This is a genomic window from Polaromonas sp. CG_9.11, assembly GCF_015752225.1.
Taxonomy (GTDB): Bacteria; Pseudomonadota; Gammaproteobacteria; order Burkholderiales; family Burkholderiaceae_C; genus Polaromonas.
In genome coordinates this window covers 144,693-164,109 of record NZ_JADOVE010000003.1, presented here as the reverse complement: position 1 = coordinate 164,109, position 19,417 = coordinate 144,693, and the positions used below count along the sequence as shown (strand labels likewise).

The 19,417-nt window shown below is 58.1% G+C and carries 18 protein-coding genes; 9 read left to right on the top strand and 9 right to left on the bottom strand.

Annotation, left to right across the window (positions count from 1 at the left end; all coding sequences use genetic code 11):
* Nucleotides 1–51: 51 nt before the first annotated feature.
* The 4 genes from pssA to IWX85_RS04150 form a co-directional block, all read right to left on the bottom strand.
* Entirely contained in the window at nucleotides 52–864 is an 813-nt protein-coding gene (gene pssA / locus IWX85_RS04165) for a CDP-diacylglycerol--serine O-phosphatidyltransferase (RefSeq protein WP_036811575.1), read from the bottom strand.
* A gap of 230 nt (nucleotides 865–1,094) precedes the next feature.
* Entirely contained in the window at nucleotides 1,095–2,111 is a 1,017-nt protein-coding gene (gene ilvC / locus IWX85_RS04160; RefSeq protein WP_036811572.1) for a ketol-acid reductoisomerase, read from the bottom strand.
* A gap of 67 nt (nucleotides 2,112–2,178) precedes the next feature.
* Nucleotides 2,179–2,670 (bottom strand): acetolactate synthase small subunit, encoded by a 492-nt coding sequence (gene ilvN, locus IWX85_RS04155; RefSeq protein WP_011801117.1) that lies wholly within the window; start codon nucleotides 2,668–2,670, stop codon nucleotides 2,179–2,181.
* 111 nt (nucleotides 2,671–2,781) lie between these two features.
* A complete protein-coding gene (locus IWX85_RS04150; RefSeq protein ID WP_196868845.1) occupies nucleotides 2,782–4,560 on the bottom strand; it encodes an acetolactate synthase 3 catalytic subunit in 1,779 nt (592 codons plus the stop codon).
* Between the two features lie 327 nt (nucleotides 4,561–4,887).
* Here IWX85_RS04150 and IWX85_RS04145 point away from each other — a divergent pair, with 327 nt between their 5' ends.
* The 6 genes from IWX85_RS04145 to IWX85_RS04120 all read left to right on the top strand — a co-directional run bounded on the left by IWX85_RS04145 (nucleotide 4,888) and on the right by IWX85_RS04120 (nucleotide 8,302).
* Nucleotides 4,888–5,454, top strand: a complete 567-nt coding sequence (locus IWX85_RS04145; RefSeq protein WP_036811566.1) for an RNA polymerase sigma factor — start codon at nucleotides 4,888–4,890, stop codon at nucleotides 5,452–5,454.
* Entirely contained in the window at nucleotides 5,451–5,897 is a 447-nt protein-coding gene (locus IWX85_RS04140; protein WP_196868844.1) for a DUF3619 family protein, read from the top strand. The genes IWX85_RS04145 and IWX85_RS04140 overlap by 4 nt, the downstream gene beginning before the upstream one ends.
* Nucleotides 5,894–6,619 (top strand): DUF3106 domain-containing protein, encoded by a 726-nt coding sequence (locus IWX85_RS04135; protein WP_370584205.1) that lies wholly within the window; start codon nucleotides 5,894–5,896, stop codon nucleotides 6,617–6,619. Before IWX85_RS04140 ends, IWX85_RS04135 begins: the two co-directional genes overlap by 4 nt.
* A gap of 162 nt (nucleotides 6,620–6,781) precedes the next feature.
* A complete protein-coding gene (locus tag IWX85_RS04130; RefSeq protein ID WP_370584204.1) occupies nucleotides 6,782–7,252 on the top strand; it encodes an RDD family protein in 471 nt (156 codons plus the stop codon).
* A gap of 37 nt (nucleotides 7,253–7,289) precedes the next feature.
* Nucleotides 7,290–7,694, top strand: coding sequence for a diacylglycerol kinase (locus IWX85_RS04125; RefSeq protein ID WP_231379515.1), 405 nt, complete (start codon nucleotides 7,290–7,292; stop codon nucleotides 7,692–7,694).
* Complete coding sequence (locus IWX85_RS04120) at nucleotides 7,691–8,302, top strand: TIGR00730 family Rossman fold protein (protein WP_231379514.1); 612 nt, start codon at nucleotides 7,691–7,693, stop codon at nucleotides 8,300–8,302. Before IWX85_RS04125 ends, IWX85_RS04120 begins: the two co-directional genes overlap by 4 nt.
* A 6-nt stretch (nucleotides 8,303–8,308) precedes the next feature.
* Here IWX85_RS04120 and IWX85_RS04115 read toward each other — a convergent pair whose 3' ends face one another.
* Both IWX85_RS04115 and IWX85_RS04110 read right to left on the bottom strand, forming a co-directional pair.
* Nucleotides 8,309–8,647 (bottom strand): P-II family nitrogen regulator, encoded by a 339-nt coding sequence (locus IWX85_RS04115; protein ID WP_029524602.1) that lies wholly within the window; start codon nucleotides 8,645–8,647, stop codon nucleotides 8,309–8,311.
* Between the two features lie 85 nt (nucleotides 8,648–8,732).
* Nucleotides 8,733–10,421, bottom strand: a complete 1,689-nt coding sequence (locus tag IWX85_RS04110) for an NAD+ synthase (RefSeq protein ID WP_036811550.1) — start codon at nucleotides 10,419–10,421, stop codon at nucleotides 8,733–8,735.
* A 36-nt stretch (nucleotides 10,422–10,457) separates the two neighbouring features.
* Here IWX85_RS04110 and IWX85_RS04105 point away from each other — a divergent pair, with 36 nt between their 5' ends.
* The 3 genes from IWX85_RS04105 to IWX85_RS04095 all read left to right on the top strand — a co-directional run bounded on the left by IWX85_RS04105 (nucleotide 10,458) and on the right by IWX85_RS04095 (nucleotide 13,067).
* Complete coding sequence (locus tag IWX85_RS04105; RefSeq protein ID WP_196868840.1) at nucleotides 10,458–11,858, top strand: GNAT family N-acetyltransferase; 1,401 nt, start codon at nucleotides 10,458–10,460, stop codon at nucleotides 11,856–11,858.
* On the top strand, nucleotides 11,855–12,184 hold the full coding sequence (locus tag IWX85_RS04100) for a hypothetical protein (RefSeq protein ID WP_196868839.1): 330 nt from the start codon (nucleotides 11,855–11,857) through the stop codon (nucleotides 12,182–12,184). The genes IWX85_RS04105 and IWX85_RS04100 overlap by 4 nt, the downstream gene beginning before the upstream one ends.
* Before the next feature lie 148 nt (nucleotides 12,185–12,332).
* A complete protein-coding gene (locus tag IWX85_RS04095; RefSeq protein ID WP_231379527.1) occupies nucleotides 12,333–13,067 on the top strand; it encodes a hypothetical protein in 735 nt (244 codons plus the stop codon).
* A gap of 130 nt (nucleotides 13,068–13,197) precedes the next feature.
* On the opposite strand, the gene IWX85_RS04090 is transcribed toward IWX85_RS04095, so the two are convergent.
* The 3 genes from IWX85_RS04090 to ppa form a co-directional block, all read right to left on the bottom strand.
* Nucleotides 13,198–13,905 carry a hypothetical protein gene (locus tag IWX85_RS04090; RefSeq protein WP_036811540.1) on the bottom strand — a complete coding sequence of 236 codons (708 nt, stop codon included), beginning with the start codon at nucleotides 13,903–13,905 and terminating at the stop codon, nucleotides 13,198–13,200.
* Between the two features lie 320 nt (nucleotides 13,906–14,225).
* Nucleotides 14,226–18,347 (bottom strand): chemotaxis protein CheB, encoded by a 4,122-nt coding sequence (locus tag IWX85_RS04085; RefSeq protein ID WP_196868837.1) that lies wholly within the window; start codon nucleotides 18,345–18,347, stop codon nucleotides 14,226–14,228.
* Nucleotides 18,348–18,796: 449 nt separating this feature from the next.
* Nucleotides 18,797–19,339 (bottom strand): inorganic diphosphatase, encoded by a 543-nt coding sequence (ppa, locus tag IWX85_RS04080; RefSeq protein WP_036814011.1) that lies wholly within the window; start codon nucleotides 19,337–19,339, stop codon nucleotides 18,797–18,799.
* Between the last annotated feature and the right edge of the window lie 78 nt (nucleotides 19,340–19,417).

Here is a 19,417-nt window from a genome sequence, read left to right as displayed (position 1 = left end):
GATAGCAGTAGAGATAGCGAAATTTTTTTCATTCGTTCAATGTACCACAAATCATTTATGTAGCCCACGTTCGTCAGGCTCGTCGGTAGATGTTGAAATTACACTCGTATATTGGCCCTTGGCCTTGCGCCAGCCGTACAGCACATAACCCGAGAGGCCATAAATCACAAACAGGCCGAATATGACCGTCGGCGGATCAATATTGATGATGGCAATGCCAAGTGCGATAAGCACAATGACGACGAATGGGACGCTGCGCTTCATCTGGACATCCTTGAAACTGTAGAAAGGCAAGTTGGTGACCATGGTCAGGCCTGCATACAGCATCAGGCCGAAGGTGATCCAGCGCACGTCAACACCATTGAAACCCAAGTCATTCATCAGCCAGATATAACCCGCAACAAGTGCAGCGGCGGCTGGAGAAGGCAAGCCCTGGAAGAAACGCTTGTCGACCACCGTCGTGTTGACATTGAACCGCGCAAGGCGCAAGGCTGCGCAGGCGCAATAAACAAATGCGCCTATCCAGCCCCAGCGACCAAGGCTGGTAAGTGCCCAGACATAGGCTATCAACGCGGGGGCTGCGCCAAACGACACCATGTCAGACAGCGAATCCATCTGCTCGCCAAAAGCGCTCTGCGTATTGGTCAAGCGTGCAATACGTCCGTCCAGGCTGTCAAGCACCATGGCACAAAATACGCCAATGGCGGCCTCATCGAACCGTCCATTCATGGCCATGACGATGGCGTAAAACCCGCCAAACAGCGCAGCGAGTGTAAACAGATTGGGCAATATGTAGATGCCTTTGCGCCGCTTGCGCGGGACAACTTCAGTGCCTGTTGTAACGTTTTCCTCGCTATCATGCATACAAAGTAATCCTCAGGCACGACTGATGCGCGCAAATAGCTATTGAATTCATGGTGCAGCGATTTAAGGCTTCACGCAAGAGATTGTCTTGTGAACAGGGGCCCAGCATACCGGTTGAGATTAACAATGATAAAAAGCCGATTTTTATTCGGAACATTTTTTCCAACACCATTGAAAAAGCCGCGCAAGGAATTTGCGCGGCTTTACTAGAACCGTCGTGGTCGAAAAGATCAGTTGCGCGTCTGGTCAACCAACTTGTTTTTAGCGATCCAAGGCATCATGGCACGGAGTTTTCCGCCTACTTGCTCAATTTGATGTTCTGCATTCAAACGGCGGCGGCTAATCAGGGTGGGCGCGCCAGCAATGTTTTCCAGCAGGAAGCTCTTGGCGTATTCGCCGGTCTGGATGTCTTTCAACACCGCGCGCATGGCGTTTTTGGTGTCTTCGGTCACAATGCGCGGGCCGGTGACGTACTCGCCGTACTCGGCATTGTTCGAGATCGAGTAGTTCATGTTGGCAATGCCGCCTTCGTAGATCAGGTCCACGATCAGCTTGAGCTCGTGCAGGCATTCAAAGTAGGCCATTTCGGGGGCGTAGCCGGCTTCCACCAGTGTTTCAAAACCCGCCTTGATCAGTTCAACCGCACCGCCGCACAAAACAGCCTGCTCGCCAAACAGGTCGGTTTCAGTTTCTTCACGGAAATTGGTTTCAATGATGCCGGCCTTGCCACCGCCATTGGCCATGGCATAGCTCAGGGCCAGATCGCGCGCCTTGCCAGACTTGTCCTGATGTACTGCGACCAAGTGAGGAACGCCGCCGCCCTGGGTGTAGGTATTGCGCACCGTGTGGCCGGGAGCCTTGGGAGCGACCATCCAGACATCGAGGTCGTCGCGCGGAATCACCGCACCGTAATGCACATTGAAGCCGTGGGCAAACACCAGCGATGCGCCCTGCTTGATGTTGGGCGCCACATCGTTCTTGTAGACCAAGCCGATTTGCTCGTCAGGCAACAAGATCATGACCACGTCAGCAGATTTGACGGCATCAGCCACTTCAGCCACCTGCAGTCCAGCTTTTTCGACCTTGGGCCATGAAGCGCCACCCTTGCGAAGACCGACGACCACCTTGACACCGCTGTCGTTCAGGTTCTGGGCATGTGCATGGCCCTGGCTACCGTAACCGATGATGGCGACCGTCTTGCCCTTGATCAGGCTCAAATCACAATCCTTGTCGTAAAAAACTTTCATCTGTCGCTCCTAAATAATCAGCAAAAAAATAAAAACTGCCAGATCCGGCACCTGGATTCCAGCCAAATCAAACTCTCAGAATTCGCTCGCCACGGCCTATGCCGCTTGAACCGGTTCTCACCGTCTCCAGAATGGCGCTGCGGTCGATGGCTTCCAGGAACGCATCGTTCTTAGTTTGGTCGCCCGTCAGTTCAATCGTGTAACTTTTCTCGGTTACATCAATAATTCGCCCGCGAAATATATCAGCCATGCGCTTCATCTCTTCGCGCTCCTTGCCAACCGCGCGCACCTTGACCATCATGAGTTCACGCTCGGTGTAGGAGCCTTCGGTCAGGTCAACGACCTTGACCACTTCGATCAGACGGTTCAAGTGCTTGGTGATCTGCTCTATCACATCGTCCGAACCAGAGGTCTGGATCGTCATGCGCGACAGGGTCGGGTCTTCCGTAGGCGCGACGGTCAAGCTTTCAATGTTGTAACCGCGGGCCGAGAACAGGCCAACGACACGGGAAAGAGCACCCGGCTCGTTTTCCAGCAAAACTGCAATGATATGTTTCATGGGAAGATTCCTCTTTTCGCTGCCCTCCCCTGCGCACGGTAATGCGCAGACTCGGCAGTCAATAGATTCGTCAGTTGACGAGGTGAATGTATAGGCGGAAGGTCGATGCGGTCAGAGATCTTCCGATCCCAGCAGCATTTCAGTAATGCCCTTGCCGGCCTTTACCATCGGAAACACGTTTTCTGTAGGATCCGTCCGAAAATCCATGAACACGGTGCGGTCCTTGAGCTTGCGCGCCTCGCGCAGCGCCGGCTCCACATCCTGCGGCTTTTCGATCAGCATGCCGACATGGCCATAGGCTTCGGCGAGCTTGACAAAGTTGGGCAGCGCATCCATGTAGCTGCTGCTGTAACGGCCGGAATATTCTATTTCCTGCCACTGGCGCACCATGCCTAGGTAACGGTTGTTGAGCGAAACAATCTTGATCGGAGTGTTGTACTGCAGGCAGGTCGAAAGCTCCTGGATGCACATCTGCACCGATCCTTCTCCGGTAATACAGAAGACTTCCGAATCCGGCTTGGCAAGCTTGATGCCCATGGCGTATGGAATACCAACGCCCATGGTACCCAGACCCCCTGAATTGATCCAGCGCCGCGGTTCGTCGAACTTGTAGTACTGTGCAGCCCACATCTGATGCTGGCCCACATCGGATGTGATGTAGGTATCGGCATCCTTGGTCATGTTCCAGAGCGTCTCGACCACATACTGCGGCTTGATGACATCGCCGGTGCCCATGCTGTACTTCATGCAATCCCGCGAGCGCCAGGCATCTATGGTGTTCCACCAGCCACCCAGCGCATCGGCATCAGGTTTAAGGCCCGACTCGCGAATCATGCCGATCAGTTCCGTCAGTACATCCTTGACGTCACCAACAATGGGAACGTCCACCTTGACGCGCTTAGAAATGCTAGACGGGTCGATATCGATATGAATGATCTTGCGTTCGTTTTGGGCGAAGTGTTTCGGATTGCCGATCACACGGTCATCAAATCGCGCGCCAACTGCCAACAACACATCACAATTCTGCATGGCATTGTTGGCTTCAAGCGTGCCATGCATTCCCAGCATCCCCAGGAATTTCTTGTCACTGGCCGGATAAGCGCCCAAGCCCATCAGCGTGTTGGTGCAGGGGTAGCCCAGCATGTCTACCAAGGTGCGCAATTCCTGCGATGCGTTGCTCAGCAGCACACCACCGCCAGTGTAGATATAGGGCCGCTTCGCCGCCATCAGCAACTGCAGCGCTTTGCGAATCTGGCCAGCATGGCCTTTGCGAACCGGGTTGTACGACCGCATTTCAACGGTTTTTGGATAACCGGCGTACAAAGTCTTGTTGAAAGAGACATCCTTGGGTACATCGACCACCACCGGACCGGGCCGGCCGGTCCGGGCAATGTGAAAAGCCTTTTTCATGGTCTCTGCCATGTCGCGCACATCCTTGACCAGGAAATTGTGCTTGACGATGGGGCGGGTAATGCCCACGGTATCGCATTCCTGGAAAGCATCCAGGCCTATGGCAGCCGTCGGCACCTGGCCGCTGATGATGACCATAGGGATGCTGTCCATGTAGGCGGTCGCAATGCCGGTCACGGCATTGGTCAGGCCAGGGCCCGAGGTGACCAAGGCAACGCCCACATCGCCAGTCGCGCGAGCATAGCCATCGGCTGCGTGCACTGCGGCCTGCTCGTGGCGCACCAGTACATGCTGAATGGAGTCTTGCTTGTAAAAAGCATCATAAATATGAAGCACCGCTCCGCCAGGATAGCCCCAGATGTGCTTGACACCTTCAGCTTGAAGCGACTTGACCAGAATCTCGGCGCCCCGGAGTTCCTGAGAATTTGTGTTGGCAGATGCTGCAGCTGCGGAAGCGATTTCCGCCTTTGTGATTTCCATGTTTAACCTTTGTGAATTTCTCTAACGAAATACCTAGGGTGCCTCTTGGCCCGCTCTTGTGAAGCCGCGTCGAGACTTGAGGCCAAAACCATAAGCAGAAACATAATCTGCCGAGCCATGACCCGTTTGCCTTTTAATGTGCAGCCAGCATTATGACACTGCGCAAGGCTTGCCTGCCGCCATAAACCCACTAATGTTGGAGACGGAAGGTCCGGAGTTAGGCGCAAACGCAATGAGATAATTTAAAGCTGGGCATCGGTCAAAGACCATGCATCGACACATCAAGTCCTAAGTACACAAACAACGCTGGACAACCGGGACCCACAGTTGGCAACTGAACAAGAACTTTCCGACTTTTTGAAAAGCGTTGAAAAACGGGCCTTTAAACGCAGCATTTATCACGTCCGTGATGAAGAAGCAGCGCTTGACATCGTTCAGGACAGCATGATGAAACTGGCCCAGCACTACGGCGACAAGCCGGCTGCAGAGTTGCCCATGCTTTTTCAGCGAATCCTTTCAAATACGACGCTGGACTGGTTCCGGCGCCGCAAGACGCGCAACGCCCTTTTTTCCAACATGAGCGAATTTTCTGCGTCCGGAGACGATGGAGATTTCGATCTTCTGGAAACTTTAGAGAGCCTGACCAACTCTGAAGGGACGGAAAGTGCGCAGGACGCCACTGAGCGAGCTCAGATTTTGCATGCGATCGAAGTTCAGATTCAAGAGTTGCCAGAGCGTCAACGGGAAGCCTTTCTGATGCGTTACTGGGAGGAAATGGATGTGGCTGAAACAGCGGTCGCCATGGGTTGCTCGGAAGGCAGCGTCAAAACACACTGTTCCCGTGCAGTTCACGCACTCAGCAAAGCGCTGAGCGCCAAAGGAATAAAACTATGAAGATTTCGCTCCAGAAAAATTCGACCATTTTGCAAGATCGGTTTGGCCTTAGAACCGCCTCCTACTTGTCAGCCGGCTCGACCAAGCTACCCCATGACATCTCCGAACGGCTGCGGTCAGCCCGCGTCCAAGCGGTTTCCCAGCGCAAGATCACCTCGACTCAAACTTCCGCTGGAGTGGTTCATTCAGGCGGCAGCGCAGCACTAACTTGGGGATCAGGCGAAGGCTTGAGTTGGTGGAGCAGGATTGGCTCGGTGTTACCCTTGATTGCACTGGTCACAGGCCTGTTGGTGATCAATACATTTCAAAGTGACAACCGGACCCAGGAACTGGCAGAAGTCGATGCGGCACTACTGACCGATGACTTGCCACCGGCCGCATTTGCAGACCCTGGTTTTGTCCAGTTTCTCAAAACTAGACGCCAGCCTGCCAGCCCCCTATGACGCACCCCACTGATTTTTTACTGGAGCCGACCTCCGGCATTTTCAATGCGCCAAGGGTGCTCCGAACAGCGGCTCTGATGCGCTCAGTCCTCATGGGCCCGGCAGTTGCCCTCCTGCTGGCATGGTCACCCATTGCTTCGGCGCAGATTACGCAACCGTCCACTTCAGTCAGTGCGCCGACTTCAGGCAACCCCTCGGCAACCGGTCCAGCCTGGTCACAGTTGACGACATTGCAGCAGCAAGCACTGGCACCGTTGGCGTCGAGCTGGAACACCAGCATGAGTGACGCGCAAAAACGCAAGTGGCTGGAGATCTCGAAAAACTACGGTGCGCTTACGCCCCAAGCCCAGGCCACGCTAAACAGCCGCATGAACGAATGGGTTGCACTCAGTCCCCAGCAGCGGGCCCAGGCACGGCTAAATTTCGGCAAGACGCTGGAATTGTCCAAGCAACTGACATCAGAAGAGAAAAAAGCCAAATGGGAAGCCTACCAGGCCTTGAGTATTGAAGAAAAACAAAAACTTGCTGACACAGCCAGCCCGAAACCAAGCGGCGCGGCCACTGCAGTCAAGCCCGTGGCTCCGCAAAAGCTGGCCACAGTTCCCGCACAGGCTGCCAGCCAGCAGGCTTTCAAGCCTGCACCTAAAATCAGCCCTTTGACTGCAGTCCCAGTGCCTGCTCCGCTAGCGCTGCCTGCGCCGGTAAACGGCTCGGCGCAATAGCGACAAAGAACCGGTCAGTTTTGACCGGCCTTCTTTGTTGCCCTATCGTCGCAGCGGCTTCCTTCGCGCATTCACTATTAAGTTGTTCACTTGATCGCAAAAGATATTCAAATACCGTCAATTCCAAGGCGCATGGCCTGTTGGGTGTATGAAGGCATGCTCATGTTCGGCGTGGTGTTCATTGCTGGCTACCTGTTCAGCACCCTGAGCCAGACGCGCAATGCGCTGGATAACCGCCATGGGCTGCAGGCTTTCGTGTTTGTGGTTTTTGCCGTCTACTTTGTCTGGTTTTGGGCCAAGGGCCAGACACTCGCCATGAAAACCTGGCACATTCGTGTCGTCGATGCCAATGGTCTACCGATTACCCAGCAGCGCGCACTGCTCCGCTACCTGCTCAGCTGGATGTGGTTTTTGCCGTCATTGGCAGCAAGCTGGATGATGGGGCTATCGGCTACCGAAGGCGCCCTTGTGACCATGGGATGGGTGGTCATTTGGGCCATCCTGGCGCGCTTTCATCCGCAGCGGCAGTTTTGGCACGATGCCTGGGCCGGCACCCGGCTGATCACTTCGATCACCCCACCAAAAGCAAAACGTCTCACATCAATCAAGGCTGCAGTTTCGAGGCCATCCTGAAAGCCATTTGTCATGCTGCACCGCCAGAATGATCGTCATGCCTGAACAAGTTCCATTTTCCTCGCCCGCCAGCGTCCAGAAAAACCGCCGTGGCCTGAGCCGCATCTGGCATGCAGCAGGCTACTCCCTGGCCGGCCTGCGCGCCGGGTGGAACGAAACAGCTTTCCGGCAGGAGGCGCTGGCCTCGCTGGTGCTGGTGCCGGCCGCCTTCTGGCTGGGCCGTAACTGGATGGAAACCGTCCTGCTCGCAGGAACCGTCATGCTGCTGCTGATTGTGGAATTGCTCAACACCGGCATCGAGGCGGCCGTCGACCGCATCGGTCCTGAATGGCATGAACTTTCCAAACGCGCCAAGGACATGGGCAGCGCTGCGGTTCTGCTCTGCCTGCTGCTTTGCGCAGGCACCTGGACGCTGGCGCTGGCCGACCGGCTTGGCGCATGAATCTTCAGACAGGCAGCGTGAATAACCCTTCTTTTTCCTTGTGCGTGTACTGCGGGTCGCGCCCCGGCAACAACGCCGAATTTGCCGCGCTGGCGAGGCAGGTCGGGACCTGGATTGGCCGTCATGGCGGCCAGCTGGTGTATGGGGGCGGCCACAATGGCCTGATGGGCATCCTGGCTGACGCGGCGCTGGCAGCAGGCGCCCGGGTGATCGGCGTGATTCCGAAGGCGCTGGTCGAAAAGGAATGGGCGCACACAGGTTGTACCGAACTGCACGTGGTGGAAAACATGCATGAGCGCAAGCGCATCATGGCCGAGCATGCCGACGCCTTTCTGGCGCTGCCCGGCGGCATCGGAACACTTGAGGAATTTTTTGAGGTCTGGACCTGGCGCCAGCTCGGCTACCACGACAAGCCGGTCGGCCTGCTCAACCTGGACGGCTTTTACGACAGCCTGCTGACGTTTCTGGGGTCGGCGGTCAGCAGCGGCTTCATGAGTGAATGGCAGATGGGGCTGATCCGCACCGGCAGCGATGCGGAACTGCTCGTGGCCGAGTTGGTGCAGGCGGCCGGCACGGCGCGGCCGACGGTGCAGCTGGACCAGATCTGAGCCGGCTTAAATCGCTGCTTCGTCTTCCTCGCCGGTCCGAATGCGCAACACGCGCTCGACGCTGGTGACAAAAATCTTGCCGTCGCCAATCTTGCCGGTGCGCGCCGCACGCACGATGGCTTCAACACAGCGGTCGACATCGTCGGTCTTGACGACCACTTCAACCTTGACCTTGGGCAGGAAATCAACCACATACTCGGCGCCGCGATACAACTCGGTGTGCCCTTTCTGACGGCCAAAGCCCTTGACTTCGGTGACGGTTAGGCCGGTCACGCCGCATTCTGCAAGGGCTTCACGGACTTCTTCGAGTTTGAAAGGCTTGAGGATGGCGGTAATTTGTTTCACGAAAAGTCTCTCTATGGGTCTGAAAACTGAATGGTAAAGGCCGACTGCTGACTGCGTTGTAACGATTGTGCGTCGCTGCCGACCGTCAGGCGCCAAACTTGCTGGTAATAGGATAACGCCAATCCTTGCCAAAACTCCGGTGGCTGACACGGATGCCGACCGGCGCCTGGCGCCGCTTGTATTCGTTGATGCGGATGAGTCTGGCTACGCGTTCCACCACGGCCCGCTCGAAGCCGGCGTCCACGATTGAATCGACGCTCTGGTCGTTTTCCATGTAGCTTTTCAGGATGGCATCAAGCACCTCGTAGGGCGGCAGGCTGTCCTGGTCGGTCTGGTCGGCGCGCAGTTCGGCGCTGGGCGGGCGCGTGATGATGCGCTCCGGGATCGGTGCGCTGCCGGTGCCGTAGGGGTCGTTTTCGTTTCGCCACCGGGCCAGCCGGAACACCGTGGTTTTCAGCAGGTCTTTGATGACCGCGAAACCGCCCGCCATGTCACCATACAGCGTGCAGTAGCCGGTGGCCATTTCGCTCTTGTTGCCGGTGGTCAGCACGATCGAGCCAAACTTGTTCGACAGCGCCATCAGGAACACACCCCGGATGCGCGCCTGGATGTTTTCTTCTGTGGTGTCCTCGGCCAGCCCCTTGAACTCGCCAGCCAGCGAGGCCTTGAAGGCTTCGAATTCGGGAATGATTGAGATCTCATCGTAGCGCACCCCCATGCGTTCAGCCATGGCGCGTGCATCGATCCAGGAAATATCGGCCGTGTAGGGCGACGGCATCATCACCGTGCGAACCTTGTCCGCCCCCAGCGCATCGACCGCGATGGCCAGCACCAGGGCCGAGTCGATACCGCCCGACAGACCCAGGATGGCGCCCGGAAAGCCGTTCTTGCCCAGGTAGTCGCGCACGCCCAGCACCAGCGCATCCCACAGGTCGGCTTCGGGGCTGCGCAAGGGCACGCTGTCTGCTACTAGTTCAATAGCATTCCGCACCCGCTCCGCCTGCACAAAGAACAGACGTTCCTTGAAACTCTCAGCCCGGCCGGCGAGCGCACCATCGGCCTGCAGGGCAAACGAATGGCCTTCGAAAACAATTTCATCCTGGCCGCCGACCAGGTGCGCATAGACCAGTGGCAGGCCCGTCGCCAGGCAGCGTTCGCGCATCATCAGCTCGCGCTCGCTGCCCTTGCCGACGTGAAACGGCGAAGCATTGATGACCACCAGCAACTCGGCGCCGGCCTGTCGGGCCAGCCGCGCGGGTTCCTCGAACCAGGCGTCTTCGCAGATCAGCAGGCCGATGCTGACCGCGTCAACGCCTTCACCAGCCTGAAATACGCAGGTGCCTTGACCGGGCGCGAAATAACGGCGCTCGTCAAACACCTGGTAGTTGGGCAGTTCGCGCTTGGCGTAACTTTCGATGACCCGGCCTTCGCGCACCACGCGGGCGGCATTGTGCCGCTGCTGCACTGCCACGCTTCGGGTGCGCAGGCCCAGGCCGCTGTCGCCGTGCGTGGGCGTGCCGACCACGACGGTCAGGCCTTTTAACCCGGCCAGCTCACGGGCCACCAGATTCACGGCATCATCACAGGCCTGGATGAATGAGGTCCGCAGAAACAGGTCTTCGGCCGCGTAGCCGCAAATCGCCATTTCCGGCGTCAGCACCAGCCGGACGCCCTGCTGGTAAGCGGTGCGGGCGGCAGCGATAATTTTTTGCGCATTGCCCCCCATGTCGCCAACACAGTAGTTCAATTGGGCAATGCAGATTTTGAGTGACATGTGGAAATCGAACCCTGAAAAAAACGCCAAAAATACGTGAAAAACAAGTCAAACGATTATGTCATCCGCATCCTGGATTCGCCGCTGGCCGTGAATACCGGCGAGTGGAATGCGCTGCTGGCCACGCAAAGCCAGGACGGCATTCTGAACCCCTTCATGCGCCACGAATACCTGGCCGCATTGCACGCCAGCGGCAGCGCCACGCTGAAGACCGGCTGGACGCCCCGTTTTGTCACCCTCTGGCAGGGCGACACCCTGGTTGGGGCCTGCGCCCTGTACCTCAAGGCACATTCCTACGGCGAGTATGTCTTTGACTGGGCCTGGGCGAATGCCTATGCGCAGAACGGACTGGACTATTACCCCAAGGCGCTGGTCGCCGTGCCGTTCACGCCTGTTCCCGGTGCACGGCTGCTGGCACGCGATCATGCCGAGCGTGCGCTTCTGGTGCAGGCGCTGGTGGCATGGTGCGACGAGCAAAAACTGTCTTCATTGCACGTGCTGTTTGCCGCTGATGACGACGTGAAGGCCTGCGAGGATGCCGGTCTGATGCTGCGCCACACGGTGCAGTTCCACTGGACTAACAGTGCCCCCACGCTGGCCGCTGCGCATTCTGCGCTGCCCCCAGAATCCGAATTTCTCCGTCCCCCGTTGGGGGAAAACAGGGATGGGGGCCTCTGCGAACCCGAATCTGGTTTTTCCTGCCGCCCCTTTGCCAGCTTCGACGATTTCCTGATGACGCTGAGCCAGGAAAAACGCAAGAAAATCCGCCAGGAACGCCGCAAGGTCCGGGATGCCGGCATCACCTTTCGCTGGTCGCTGGGACCGCAGATTTCGAGCGCCGACTGGGATTTTTTCTACCGCTGCTACGAACGCACCTACCTGGAACATGGCAATGCCCCCTACCTGAGCCGCGACTTCTTTCATCGCATGGAAAACAGCATGCCTGAGAACTGGCTGCTGTTTGTGGCCGAGCATGAGGGAACCCCCATTGCTAGCAGTTTGATAGCTGTCAGCGCCCGTCCTGATTGCGCAATCGGCATTATTGATGCCAAAAATTTCGCAGCAGAACCAGAAAGTGCGGGAAACACGTCATTCCAAGGCCTGACCGCCTACGGGCGTTACTGGGGCGCGCTGGCGCGGGTCGACTGCCTGCACTTCGAGGCTTGCTATTACCAGCCGATCGAATGGTGTATTGCGCATGGTTTTCAAAGTTTTGAAGGTGGCGCCCAGGGCGAGCACAAGATGGCCAGAGCCCTCCTGCCCGTCAAGACCACCAGCGCGCACTGGCTGGCGCATCCGTCCTTTGCCGATGCCATCGAGCGTTTCCTGGAGCGCGAAGGTGCGGGCATCGACCATTACCTCGAAGACCTGGAGCGGCGCAGTCCCTTTAAGGCAGCAGTAGTTCAACCTCCAACCAATCCGACCATCCCCTCATGAGCGAAAAGCCTGCTCCCTACACCCTTCGCATGGCTGACGCCACCGGCCTGAGCGCCGCCGAGCGCAGCGCCGCAGAACTGCGTTTTCGCTTGGCGCTGGAAGCCGGCGTCGGCGGCCGCGAAGGGGTCGTGCCCACGCTACAGGCCTGCATGCTGGCGCGATCGCTTACCAGCCAATTGACGCCCGGAGAACTGGCCCATCCCGACCATGATGCAGAGCGCGAAGTGATTGCGCTGTGGGAAAAGGCCGAAGACCAGGCCATCATGACGGCCCTGAAACCGCTGCACCGCGACACGGGCGACGCACGTTTCGAAATCAGCTTTTGAAACACCGGTGCTGCACTTTCAACGCTTCTTGGTTGACAGCTGCTGATGCCCGCGTTGATTGCGCTAAAAACTTTTTTTCATCATGAATCCCCTGTCCAGCCCCGTTGACATTGCACCCTACCTGACCGGGCCGTTGGCTGCAGCGGCAATGCAACCCGCCATCACGCTTGGCCGCACCCACGCCCGGCGGTTGCGCGAGATTTACCGCTCCGCTGGCTGGCCGTGCCAAGACATGCTGGAGATCGAACTGCTGGCCGGCGGCATGCTGCAGCGCGTTGACAGCCCGGCAGGCCACGAAACCCTGCGCGTGAGCGATGCCGGCGTTGCGTGGCTGGCGGCCACACTGGCCGTCAACCGCTCGACGCTGTCGGCGCATGAAGCGCTGGTGGAACGCGTGGCCTGCGAAATGGTGCGCGCCGGCCGCATCGCCTGGCGCACCCTGAGCCTGCGCGCGCAACTGCCGCCAGCCGCAGAAGGCGAAAAGGCCAGATGGTGCATGGTGCGGCCCGACGTGTTTTCGATCCGCAACACCACGGTTGAGACCTACCTGGAGCCGATCGTCCACGAGATCAAGGTCAAACGCTCGGACCTGCTCGGCGACCTGCGCCGTCCCGACAAGCGCGGCGCCTACCTCGACCTGGGGGGCGAATGCTGGTACGTGCTGGGCTGCGACGCCAAAGGCCGTCCCATAGGCGCAGCCGATGAGATTCCCGTCGAATGCGGCGTGATGCAGCTTGACAACGGCCGCCTGGTGGTGGTCCGGTCGGCGCCCCGTCGTTCACGGCAAAACCTGCCGCTGGGCGTGTGGATGGCACTGGCCAAGGCAACGCCGGTGGCTGGAATCAACGATGGCGTGCAGGGCCTGCTTGGCGAATGCGTATAGACCGGAGCCCATTTGACAGGCAACTGGGGCCTGCTGGAAACACAGCATCTTGCTACCATATTAATAGCTACCAGCACTTACGGAATATGCGCGATAGGCATTTTTGACCCTGAAAGTCGTTTTTAGGGCTTCAGTGCACCGGCGCTGGCGCGACGGCGAAGCGCAGGCTGACTTGGCAACCTTGCCGGGACAGGCCGACACGCTCTGACAACGCCAGCGCCTGTACATCGGCCCATACCAGTTTTCGGTAACCATCGTCATAACGGTCCAGCTGGCCTTCGCTCAGGGGATCGACCTGCAGCGTGACCGTGACCTCAGACGGTCTGGCCTGGGCATGGATCGTCACGGTGGCAGGCTGGTCCATCGCGTCGGTCAGCTCAAACAAGGCCGCGCTCAGCACCATGCGCAGGGGATCGCGCAGGACCTGGGCCGGCAGTTCCTCGACTTCATTGACCAGCCGGAAACCGCAAAAATGCAGCATGGTGGCCATCAGGCCAACGCATTCACGCACGCCGGACTCGACATCGGTCACGACATCCGGCTCGGGGGCCAGCCAGGTGCCCATGTCCATGCATTCTTCAAGCGCAGCCTTGGCGAATTCATTGATCTTTTCGGCCTCTTCGCGAACCGATGGCAAATCGGGCTGGGCGGCCGAAAGCTTGTGGTGCATGACGCCGTAGATCAGCCCGATGGGCTGCAACGGCCGAACCATGTGGTGCCGCAAGCAAGGCGCCAGGCGCCTGAGAACCGCATAGCGGGCTGCCTCGACCTGCTGGGCGGACACCTTGAGGGGCACCGCAGACATCATTGCGGCTTGAGGGGTTTCCTGGACGGTCATGTTTTCTGCTCCCGATGAAAAATAGGTGGCTTGTCTTGTGTATGGCTTCGCAGGTGCAACCCAGGCATGGCGAATAAAGCAGGTGGCTGCCGATGCAGTTTTCCTGGAAAATCAGCTGAACTGTTTGTATCAAATCAAAATCCGCTCCGGGGCTTTGGAGCAAGGGAATTTGTAATCAGCGGTTACCCCGCTGCCGCTTTATGAGCAGTGCCAGAAACCACCAGCCCTGGCGCATGACACGCTGACGGTTTTGCTGCCCTCAACACACAGCGCCGCAGCCAGCCTGACACGAGCCGCTCGGCCAAGGCGCAAGGCAAGCATCAAGCCAGCTTGTTGGGAACCAGTTGCGCAATGCTCTGGCAGATGTGCGCGACTGTGGCGGGTTTCGACAAATGGGCATTGAAGCCACTTTGCAAGGCCCGCACGGTGTCCACCTGCCGGCCATAACCGCTGAGCGCAATCGCCTTGAGGCTGCGCCAGTCCGGGCTCTTGCGTATTTTGCGGATCAGCTCGTAGCCGTCCATGTAGGGCATGCCCAAGTCCGAAATCAGCAGGTCGTAGCTGTTTTTTTCCAGCATTTCCAGCGCCTGCTGGCCGCTGGTGGCCATGTCCACGTCAGCACCTTCCAGACGCAGCAATGCAGAGAAGGGCTGCAGCAGGTCGATCATGTCATCGACCACCAGAATCCTGAGCCCCTTGAGGTTTGCGCTGGGCAGTCCGGCTTTTTTATCCTGCACCCTGGTTTGCGCCAACGGCAGCCAGATGGTGAAGCACGTGCCCTTGCCAATGCCTTCCGAATCGGCCAGCACCTTGCCGCCCTGCGCCACCGTCAGGTCGCGCACCAGCGTCAGGCCCACGCCCAGGCCGGTGTTGGTGTTGTAGATTTTTTGGTCAGGCGCCTGAATGAACATGCCAAAGATGTGCGGCAGGAACGCCGGGTCGATGCCCTGGCCGGTGTCGACCACACTCACGGTGGCAAATGTGCCGTCGCGGCCCAGCCGCACGGTGATTATTCCCCCGGCAGGCGTGAACTTGATGGCGTTGTTGATCAGGTTCCACAGGACCTGCTCCGTTCGGACGCGGTCGCACAGGGCCACCAGTTCCTTTTCACTGTATTCGTAATTCAGCGTCAGGCTTTTCTTGCTGGCGGCTTCGCGCGCAGCGGCGGCAATCGAAGTGGCCATTTCAGCCAAGTCGACCGGCGCCAGCCGCAGTGTCAGCTTGCCGGTACGGGCACGCGACAGGTCCAGCAGGTCATCAATGATCTTGGTCTGGCTGACCACGGCGCTGCGAATGGTTTCGCCGGCCCGCGCCACTTCGGGAAGCGCGCGCACCTCGGGATGGCTCAGCAGCAACTCGGTGTTGACCTGGATCAGGTTCAACGGATGCTTGAGTTCATGCGACATGACGGCCAAAAACTGGTCCTTGAGTTCGTTGGCCTGCTTTTCCATGGCCAGCAACTCGTCACGGCTCACCTGCTGCGACCGGCTTTCGGTCATGTCTCTGGCAATCTTGGCATAACCGCCGGCCTTGCCCTCCAGCCGGGTGACCACGCCGCAGCAAAAAAAGGTGCTGCCGTCCTTGCGCAGGTGCCAGCGTTCGTCCATGCTGCGGCCTTCCTCGCGCGCGCCGCGCAACTCGTCCTCCGGCACCCCGGCGGCACGGTCTTCGGGAGTGAAAATGGTGAAGAACGGCTGACCTACGATCTCGTGCGGCATGTAGCCGAAATTGCGCTGGGCACCGACGTTCCAGCTGGTGATGGTGCCCTCCTCGTCAATGGTCAAAATGGCATAGTCCTTGGTGGTTTCAGCGGCAATCCGAAGCCGTTCCTCGCCGGCGCGCAGCTTTTCCTCGGCCTTGCGCAATTCGGTGACATCCACAAAGGTCAGTACCACGCCATCGATGTGGTCATCTATCGTGCGGTAGGGGCGAATACCGGCCAGGTAATGCCTGCCGTCGCTGCTGCTGACCGGCCGCTCGATCGGGTTCAGCGTCTTGAGCATTCCGGCTGCATCGTTTGCCAGCGACGCATAGCAGAGCTTGTGGGTGATGTCCATCAAGGGGCGGTTGATGTCGGACTCGATCAGGTTGAAGATGCGGGTTGCCTGTGGGGTGAAGCGCTTGATGTGCAGGCTGCGATCGACAAATATCGTGGCAATGTCCGACGATGCAATCAAGTTTTGCAGGTCGTCGTTCATCATGCTGGTTTCATCGACCTTGACTTTCAGTTCGAAATTGACGGTGGTCAGCTCCTCATTGATCGACTGGAGTTCCTCCTTGCTGGTTTCCAGTTCTTCAGTGGCCGAGCGAAGTTCTTCATTGACGGTCTGCTGCTCCTCGTTCGAGGACATGAGTTCTTCGGTCGATATCTCGGTCTGCTCAATAATTTGATTAAGATTTTTCTTGAGCTGCCTGATCTCGGTTTCCAGCTGCTCGATCAACACCTGGTGTGCCTGCCCGGGATTGCCGGGCGAAAGAGCCGGTGGTTTTTCAGGCACCTCTTCAAACATTACCAGCGCCAGCGCTGAATCAGTGTCAACTTCACCGAAAGAATGCACGCTCATTTCCACCAGGATCATGCTGTTTCCGCGGCGCACCGGAACGGCATGCGTCCTGACCGGCTTGCCGGTATGCATGGCCTGGTAGAGCGCCGTGCGCAATTCGGTGCGCAACTCGGCTTGGGTGTTGTCAAGAAGATTGACTGATGGCGTGCCGCTGCCCGGCAGCAGGAATTTCCCGACATTCTCCGACAGGTGCAAAATATTGTGCTGGCTATCGATCAGCACACTGGGCAGGACAACCTGGTCAATCAGCTTGTGGTGCAGTTCCCCAAAAGAAGCCGGCTTGGGCGCACGCCGGTCAGGCCCCCGATGACTGAAAACCGTCCGATCACTGGGCTGTTCCCTGGCGAGCAGAAAATGGCGGATGGAACTGCCATTCGGATTGACCTTGAAAAACCGGCTCTTTTTGTCAAACACGGTGTAGAGCTTGTTCGCTGCCTCGACAGACTCCGAAGTGCCCAGAAACAGGAATCCTTCAGGCTTAAGCGCAAAGCGAAAGGTTTCCAGAACACTGGACTGGGCCGACTTGTCCAGGTAGATCAGCAGGTTGCGGCAGCAAATCAGGTCAACGCGGGAAAAAGGCGGATCGCGCAGCACGTTGTGATGGGCAAACAGCAACTTTTCGCGCATCTGCTTGACCACCCTGAACTGCTCTTTTTCGGGGTTGAAAAACTTTTTCAGTCTGCCAGGCGACACATCGGTGGCAATCGATACCGGATACAGTGCGTTGCGGCCGACATTGACCGCCCTTTCATCAATGTCCGTGGCAAAAATCTGCAGCTCGGACGTGCAGTGGTGCAGTTCCATCTGCTCCCTGAGCAAGATGGCCACCGAATAGGCTTCCTCACCCGTGGCACAGCCCGCCACCCAGACGCGCACGGCCTCGTCTGGCGAACGATGGGCCAGCAGCGCCGGGAGCACATCGCGTTCAAGCGCTTCGAAGGCCGCCGGATCGCGAAAAAAGTTTGTGACGCTGATCAGCATGTCCTGGAGCAGCAGCTTGACCTCTTCAGGGTGCGCGCGCAGGAAATCACGATAGGCTGGCAGGTCCGGTACGCCATTGACCTGCAGCCGGCGTCCAATGCGGCGCAGAACCGTGGCCCGTTTGTACTGCCGGAAATCATTTTTGGAGTAGGTGCTCAGCGCCGACATGATGTCGCGCAGGGCGTCTTCGGCAAGGCGGGCGGCCTCATCGGTGTCGGCAACCGCAGCCCGTAGCGACGGACCGTCTTTCTGGGGCAGGCTGATGCGGGAGGCATTGGCCCAGAGTTCCTGGAGTCGCTGCGGCATTTCAGCCGCCGTTGTGACGAAGTCGACCATGCCGGTGGCAATCGCGGCTTTGGGCATGCCGTCATATTCGGCATCCCCGGGTTGTTGCACCAACGTGACACCGCCCGCTTCCTTGACCCGCGCCAGACCAGCGGCGCCGTCGTTGCCGGTACCGGACATCACGACGGCAATCGCCCTTTCCTGGTGAACCTCGGCCAGGGTACGGAAAAACAGGTCGATGGCCAGGTGCGCACCCCGCACGCGCGAGTGGCTGGACAGTTGCAGGTGTCCGTCGTTCATTTCCAGGTCGTGCGTGGGCGGTATCACGTACACATGGTTGGCTTGGATGGCGGTCGGCGCATTCACCTGCATGACCGGCATGCTGGCAACGCGCTGCAGTATCTGGGCCACATTGCTTTCATGTTCCGGCGACAAATGGAGAATGATGACAAAGGCCATGCCATTGGCAGCGGGCATCTGCTCGAAGAAACGCAGCAGGGCCTGCAGGCCCCCGGCCGATGCACCGATGCCCACCACGGGAAAGTTGAGAGTGCTTTTGGCCAAGCCATCGGTGTTTTCAGGGTAAAGGGAAGCGTCGCGCGGGTCTGCCATGCTGAAGTACCAGTCTGTCTGGGTAAATGAAATTTGATAATACGGCCGGATGCTGACATAAAAGCTTTCCAGGCTGACGTTCCATCACATGTGTCATTATTGATCCTGACCAGCAAAAATGACCGGTTCCCGACCTCGCCGATCTGTCCAACCGACAAAAAAACCGGCATATCCGGCGTCTTTGACTTTCAGCGGTCGTCATGCCTGAATTGATCCCTTATTCAAACCGCCAACAGCATCAGGACAGAGGGACCAGACAGCGCAGGACAGCCCCAGCGGGAGGATTGGCACACCGCTCGCATCCACCGGGCATGCAAAAAGCGCCTCCCGACTTAACGGGAGGCGCTTTTTTCATGCAACGCCGATTTTGTCATTTACTATTATTTTTATAGCAAACTATCCATACAGGACTTGCGCTAAGCGCATAAAAACCTCAAATCAATAAAAAATCACTCCGCCTGCTGTTCCTTGGCGTAGTTGGCCATGCCGTCGGTGATTTCTTTCTTTGCGGCTTCCGGGCCTTCCCAGCCTGAAATCTTGACCCATTTGCCTTCTTCCAGGTCTTTGTAGTGCTCAAAGAAATGGGCGATGGTTTTCAGGCGCAGCGGGTTCATGTCCTCGGGCTTTTGCCAGTGGCTGTACAGCGAGCATTTCTTGTCGATGGGCACGGCCAGCACCTTGCCGTCTTCGCCGGCTTCGTCGGTCATCTTCAGGATGCCGATGACGCGGCAAGTCACCACCACGCCGGAAATCAGCGGCACCGGTGTGATCACCAGCACATCGACCGGATCGCCGTCGCCGCTCAGGGTCTGGGGCACGTAGCCGTAGTTGCACGGGTAATGCATGGCGGTGCTCATGAAGCGGTCCACGAAAATGGCGCCAGACTCCTTGTCGACCTCGTACTTCACCGGATCGGAGTTCATCGGGATTTCGATGATCACGTTGAAGGCGTCGGGAGCGTTTTTGCCGGGTGTAACTTTATCTAGGGACATGGTCGCTTTGGAGTTGATGAAAACACATTGATGAAAAACGGCCTGTCTGGCCGCTGCGCTCAGCTTGCCCGACAGCCG

What these genes read in the sequence shown, in the direction of transcription:
- IWX85_RS04120 (WP_231379514.1), top strand. Translation starts at nt 7,691, where the DNA reads ATGAATCTTCAGACAGGCAGCGTGAATAACCCTTCTTTTTCCTTGTGC.
- IWX85_RS04130 (WP_370584204.1), top strand. Translation starts at nt 6,782, where the DNA reads ATGTTCGGCGTGGTGTTCATTGCTGGCTACCTGTTCAGCACCCTGAGC.
- IWX85_RS04150 (WP_196868845.1), bottom strand. Translation starts at nt 4,560, where the DNA reads ATGGAAATCACAAAGGCGGAAATCGCTTCCGCAGCTGCAGCATCTGCC.
- IWX85_RS04085 (WP_196868837.1), bottom strand. Translation starts at nt 18,347, where the DNA reads ATGGCAGACCCGCGCGACGCTTCCCTTTACCCTGAAAACACCGATGGC.
- pssA (WP_036811575.1), bottom strand. Translation starts at nt 864, where the DNA reads ATGCATGATAGCGAGGAAAACGTTACAACAGGCACTGAAGTTGTCCCG.
- ppa (WP_036814011.1), bottom strand. Translation starts at nt 19,339, where the DNA reads ATGTCCCTAGATAAAGTTACACCCGGCAAAAACGCTCCCGACGCCTTC.
- IWX85_RS04095 (WP_231379527.1), top strand. Translation starts at nt 12,333, where the DNA reads ATGCAACCCGCCATCACGCTTGGCCGCACCCACGCCCGGCGGTTGCGC.
- IWX85_RS04090 (WP_036811540.1), bottom strand. Translation starts at nt 13,905, where the DNA reads ATGACCGTCCAGGAAACCCCTCAAGCCGCAATGATGTCTGCGGTGCCC.
- IWX85_RS04135 (WP_370584205.1), top strand. Translation starts at nt 5,894, where the DNA reads ATGACGCACCCCACTGATTTTTTACTGGAGCCGACCTCCGGCATTTTC.
- ilvC (WP_036811572.1), bottom strand. Translation starts at nt 2,111, where the DNA reads ATGAAAGTTTTTTACGACAAGGATTGTGATTTGAGCCTGATCAAGGGC.
- IWX85_RS04100 (WP_196868839.1), top strand. Translation starts at nt 11,855, where the DNA reads ATGAGCGAAAAGCCTGCTCCCTACACCCTTCGCATGGCTGACGCCACC.
- IWX85_RS04140 (WP_196868844.1), top strand. Translation starts at nt 5,451, where the DNA reads ATGAAGATTTCGCTCCAGAAAAATTCGACCATTTTGCAAGATCGGTTT.
- ilvN (WP_011801117.1), bottom strand. Translation starts at nt 2,670, where the DNA reads ATGAAACATATCATTGCAGTTTTGCTGGAAAACGAGCCGGGTGCTCTT.
- IWX85_RS04110 (WP_036811550.1), bottom strand. Translation starts at nt 10,421, where the DNA reads ATGTCACTCAAAATCTGCATTGCCCAATTGAACTACTGTGTTGGCGAC.
- IWX85_RS04125 (WP_231379515.1), top strand. Translation starts at nt 7,290, where the DNA reads ATGCCTGAACAAGTTCCATTTTCCTCGCCCGCCAGCGTCCAGAAAAAC.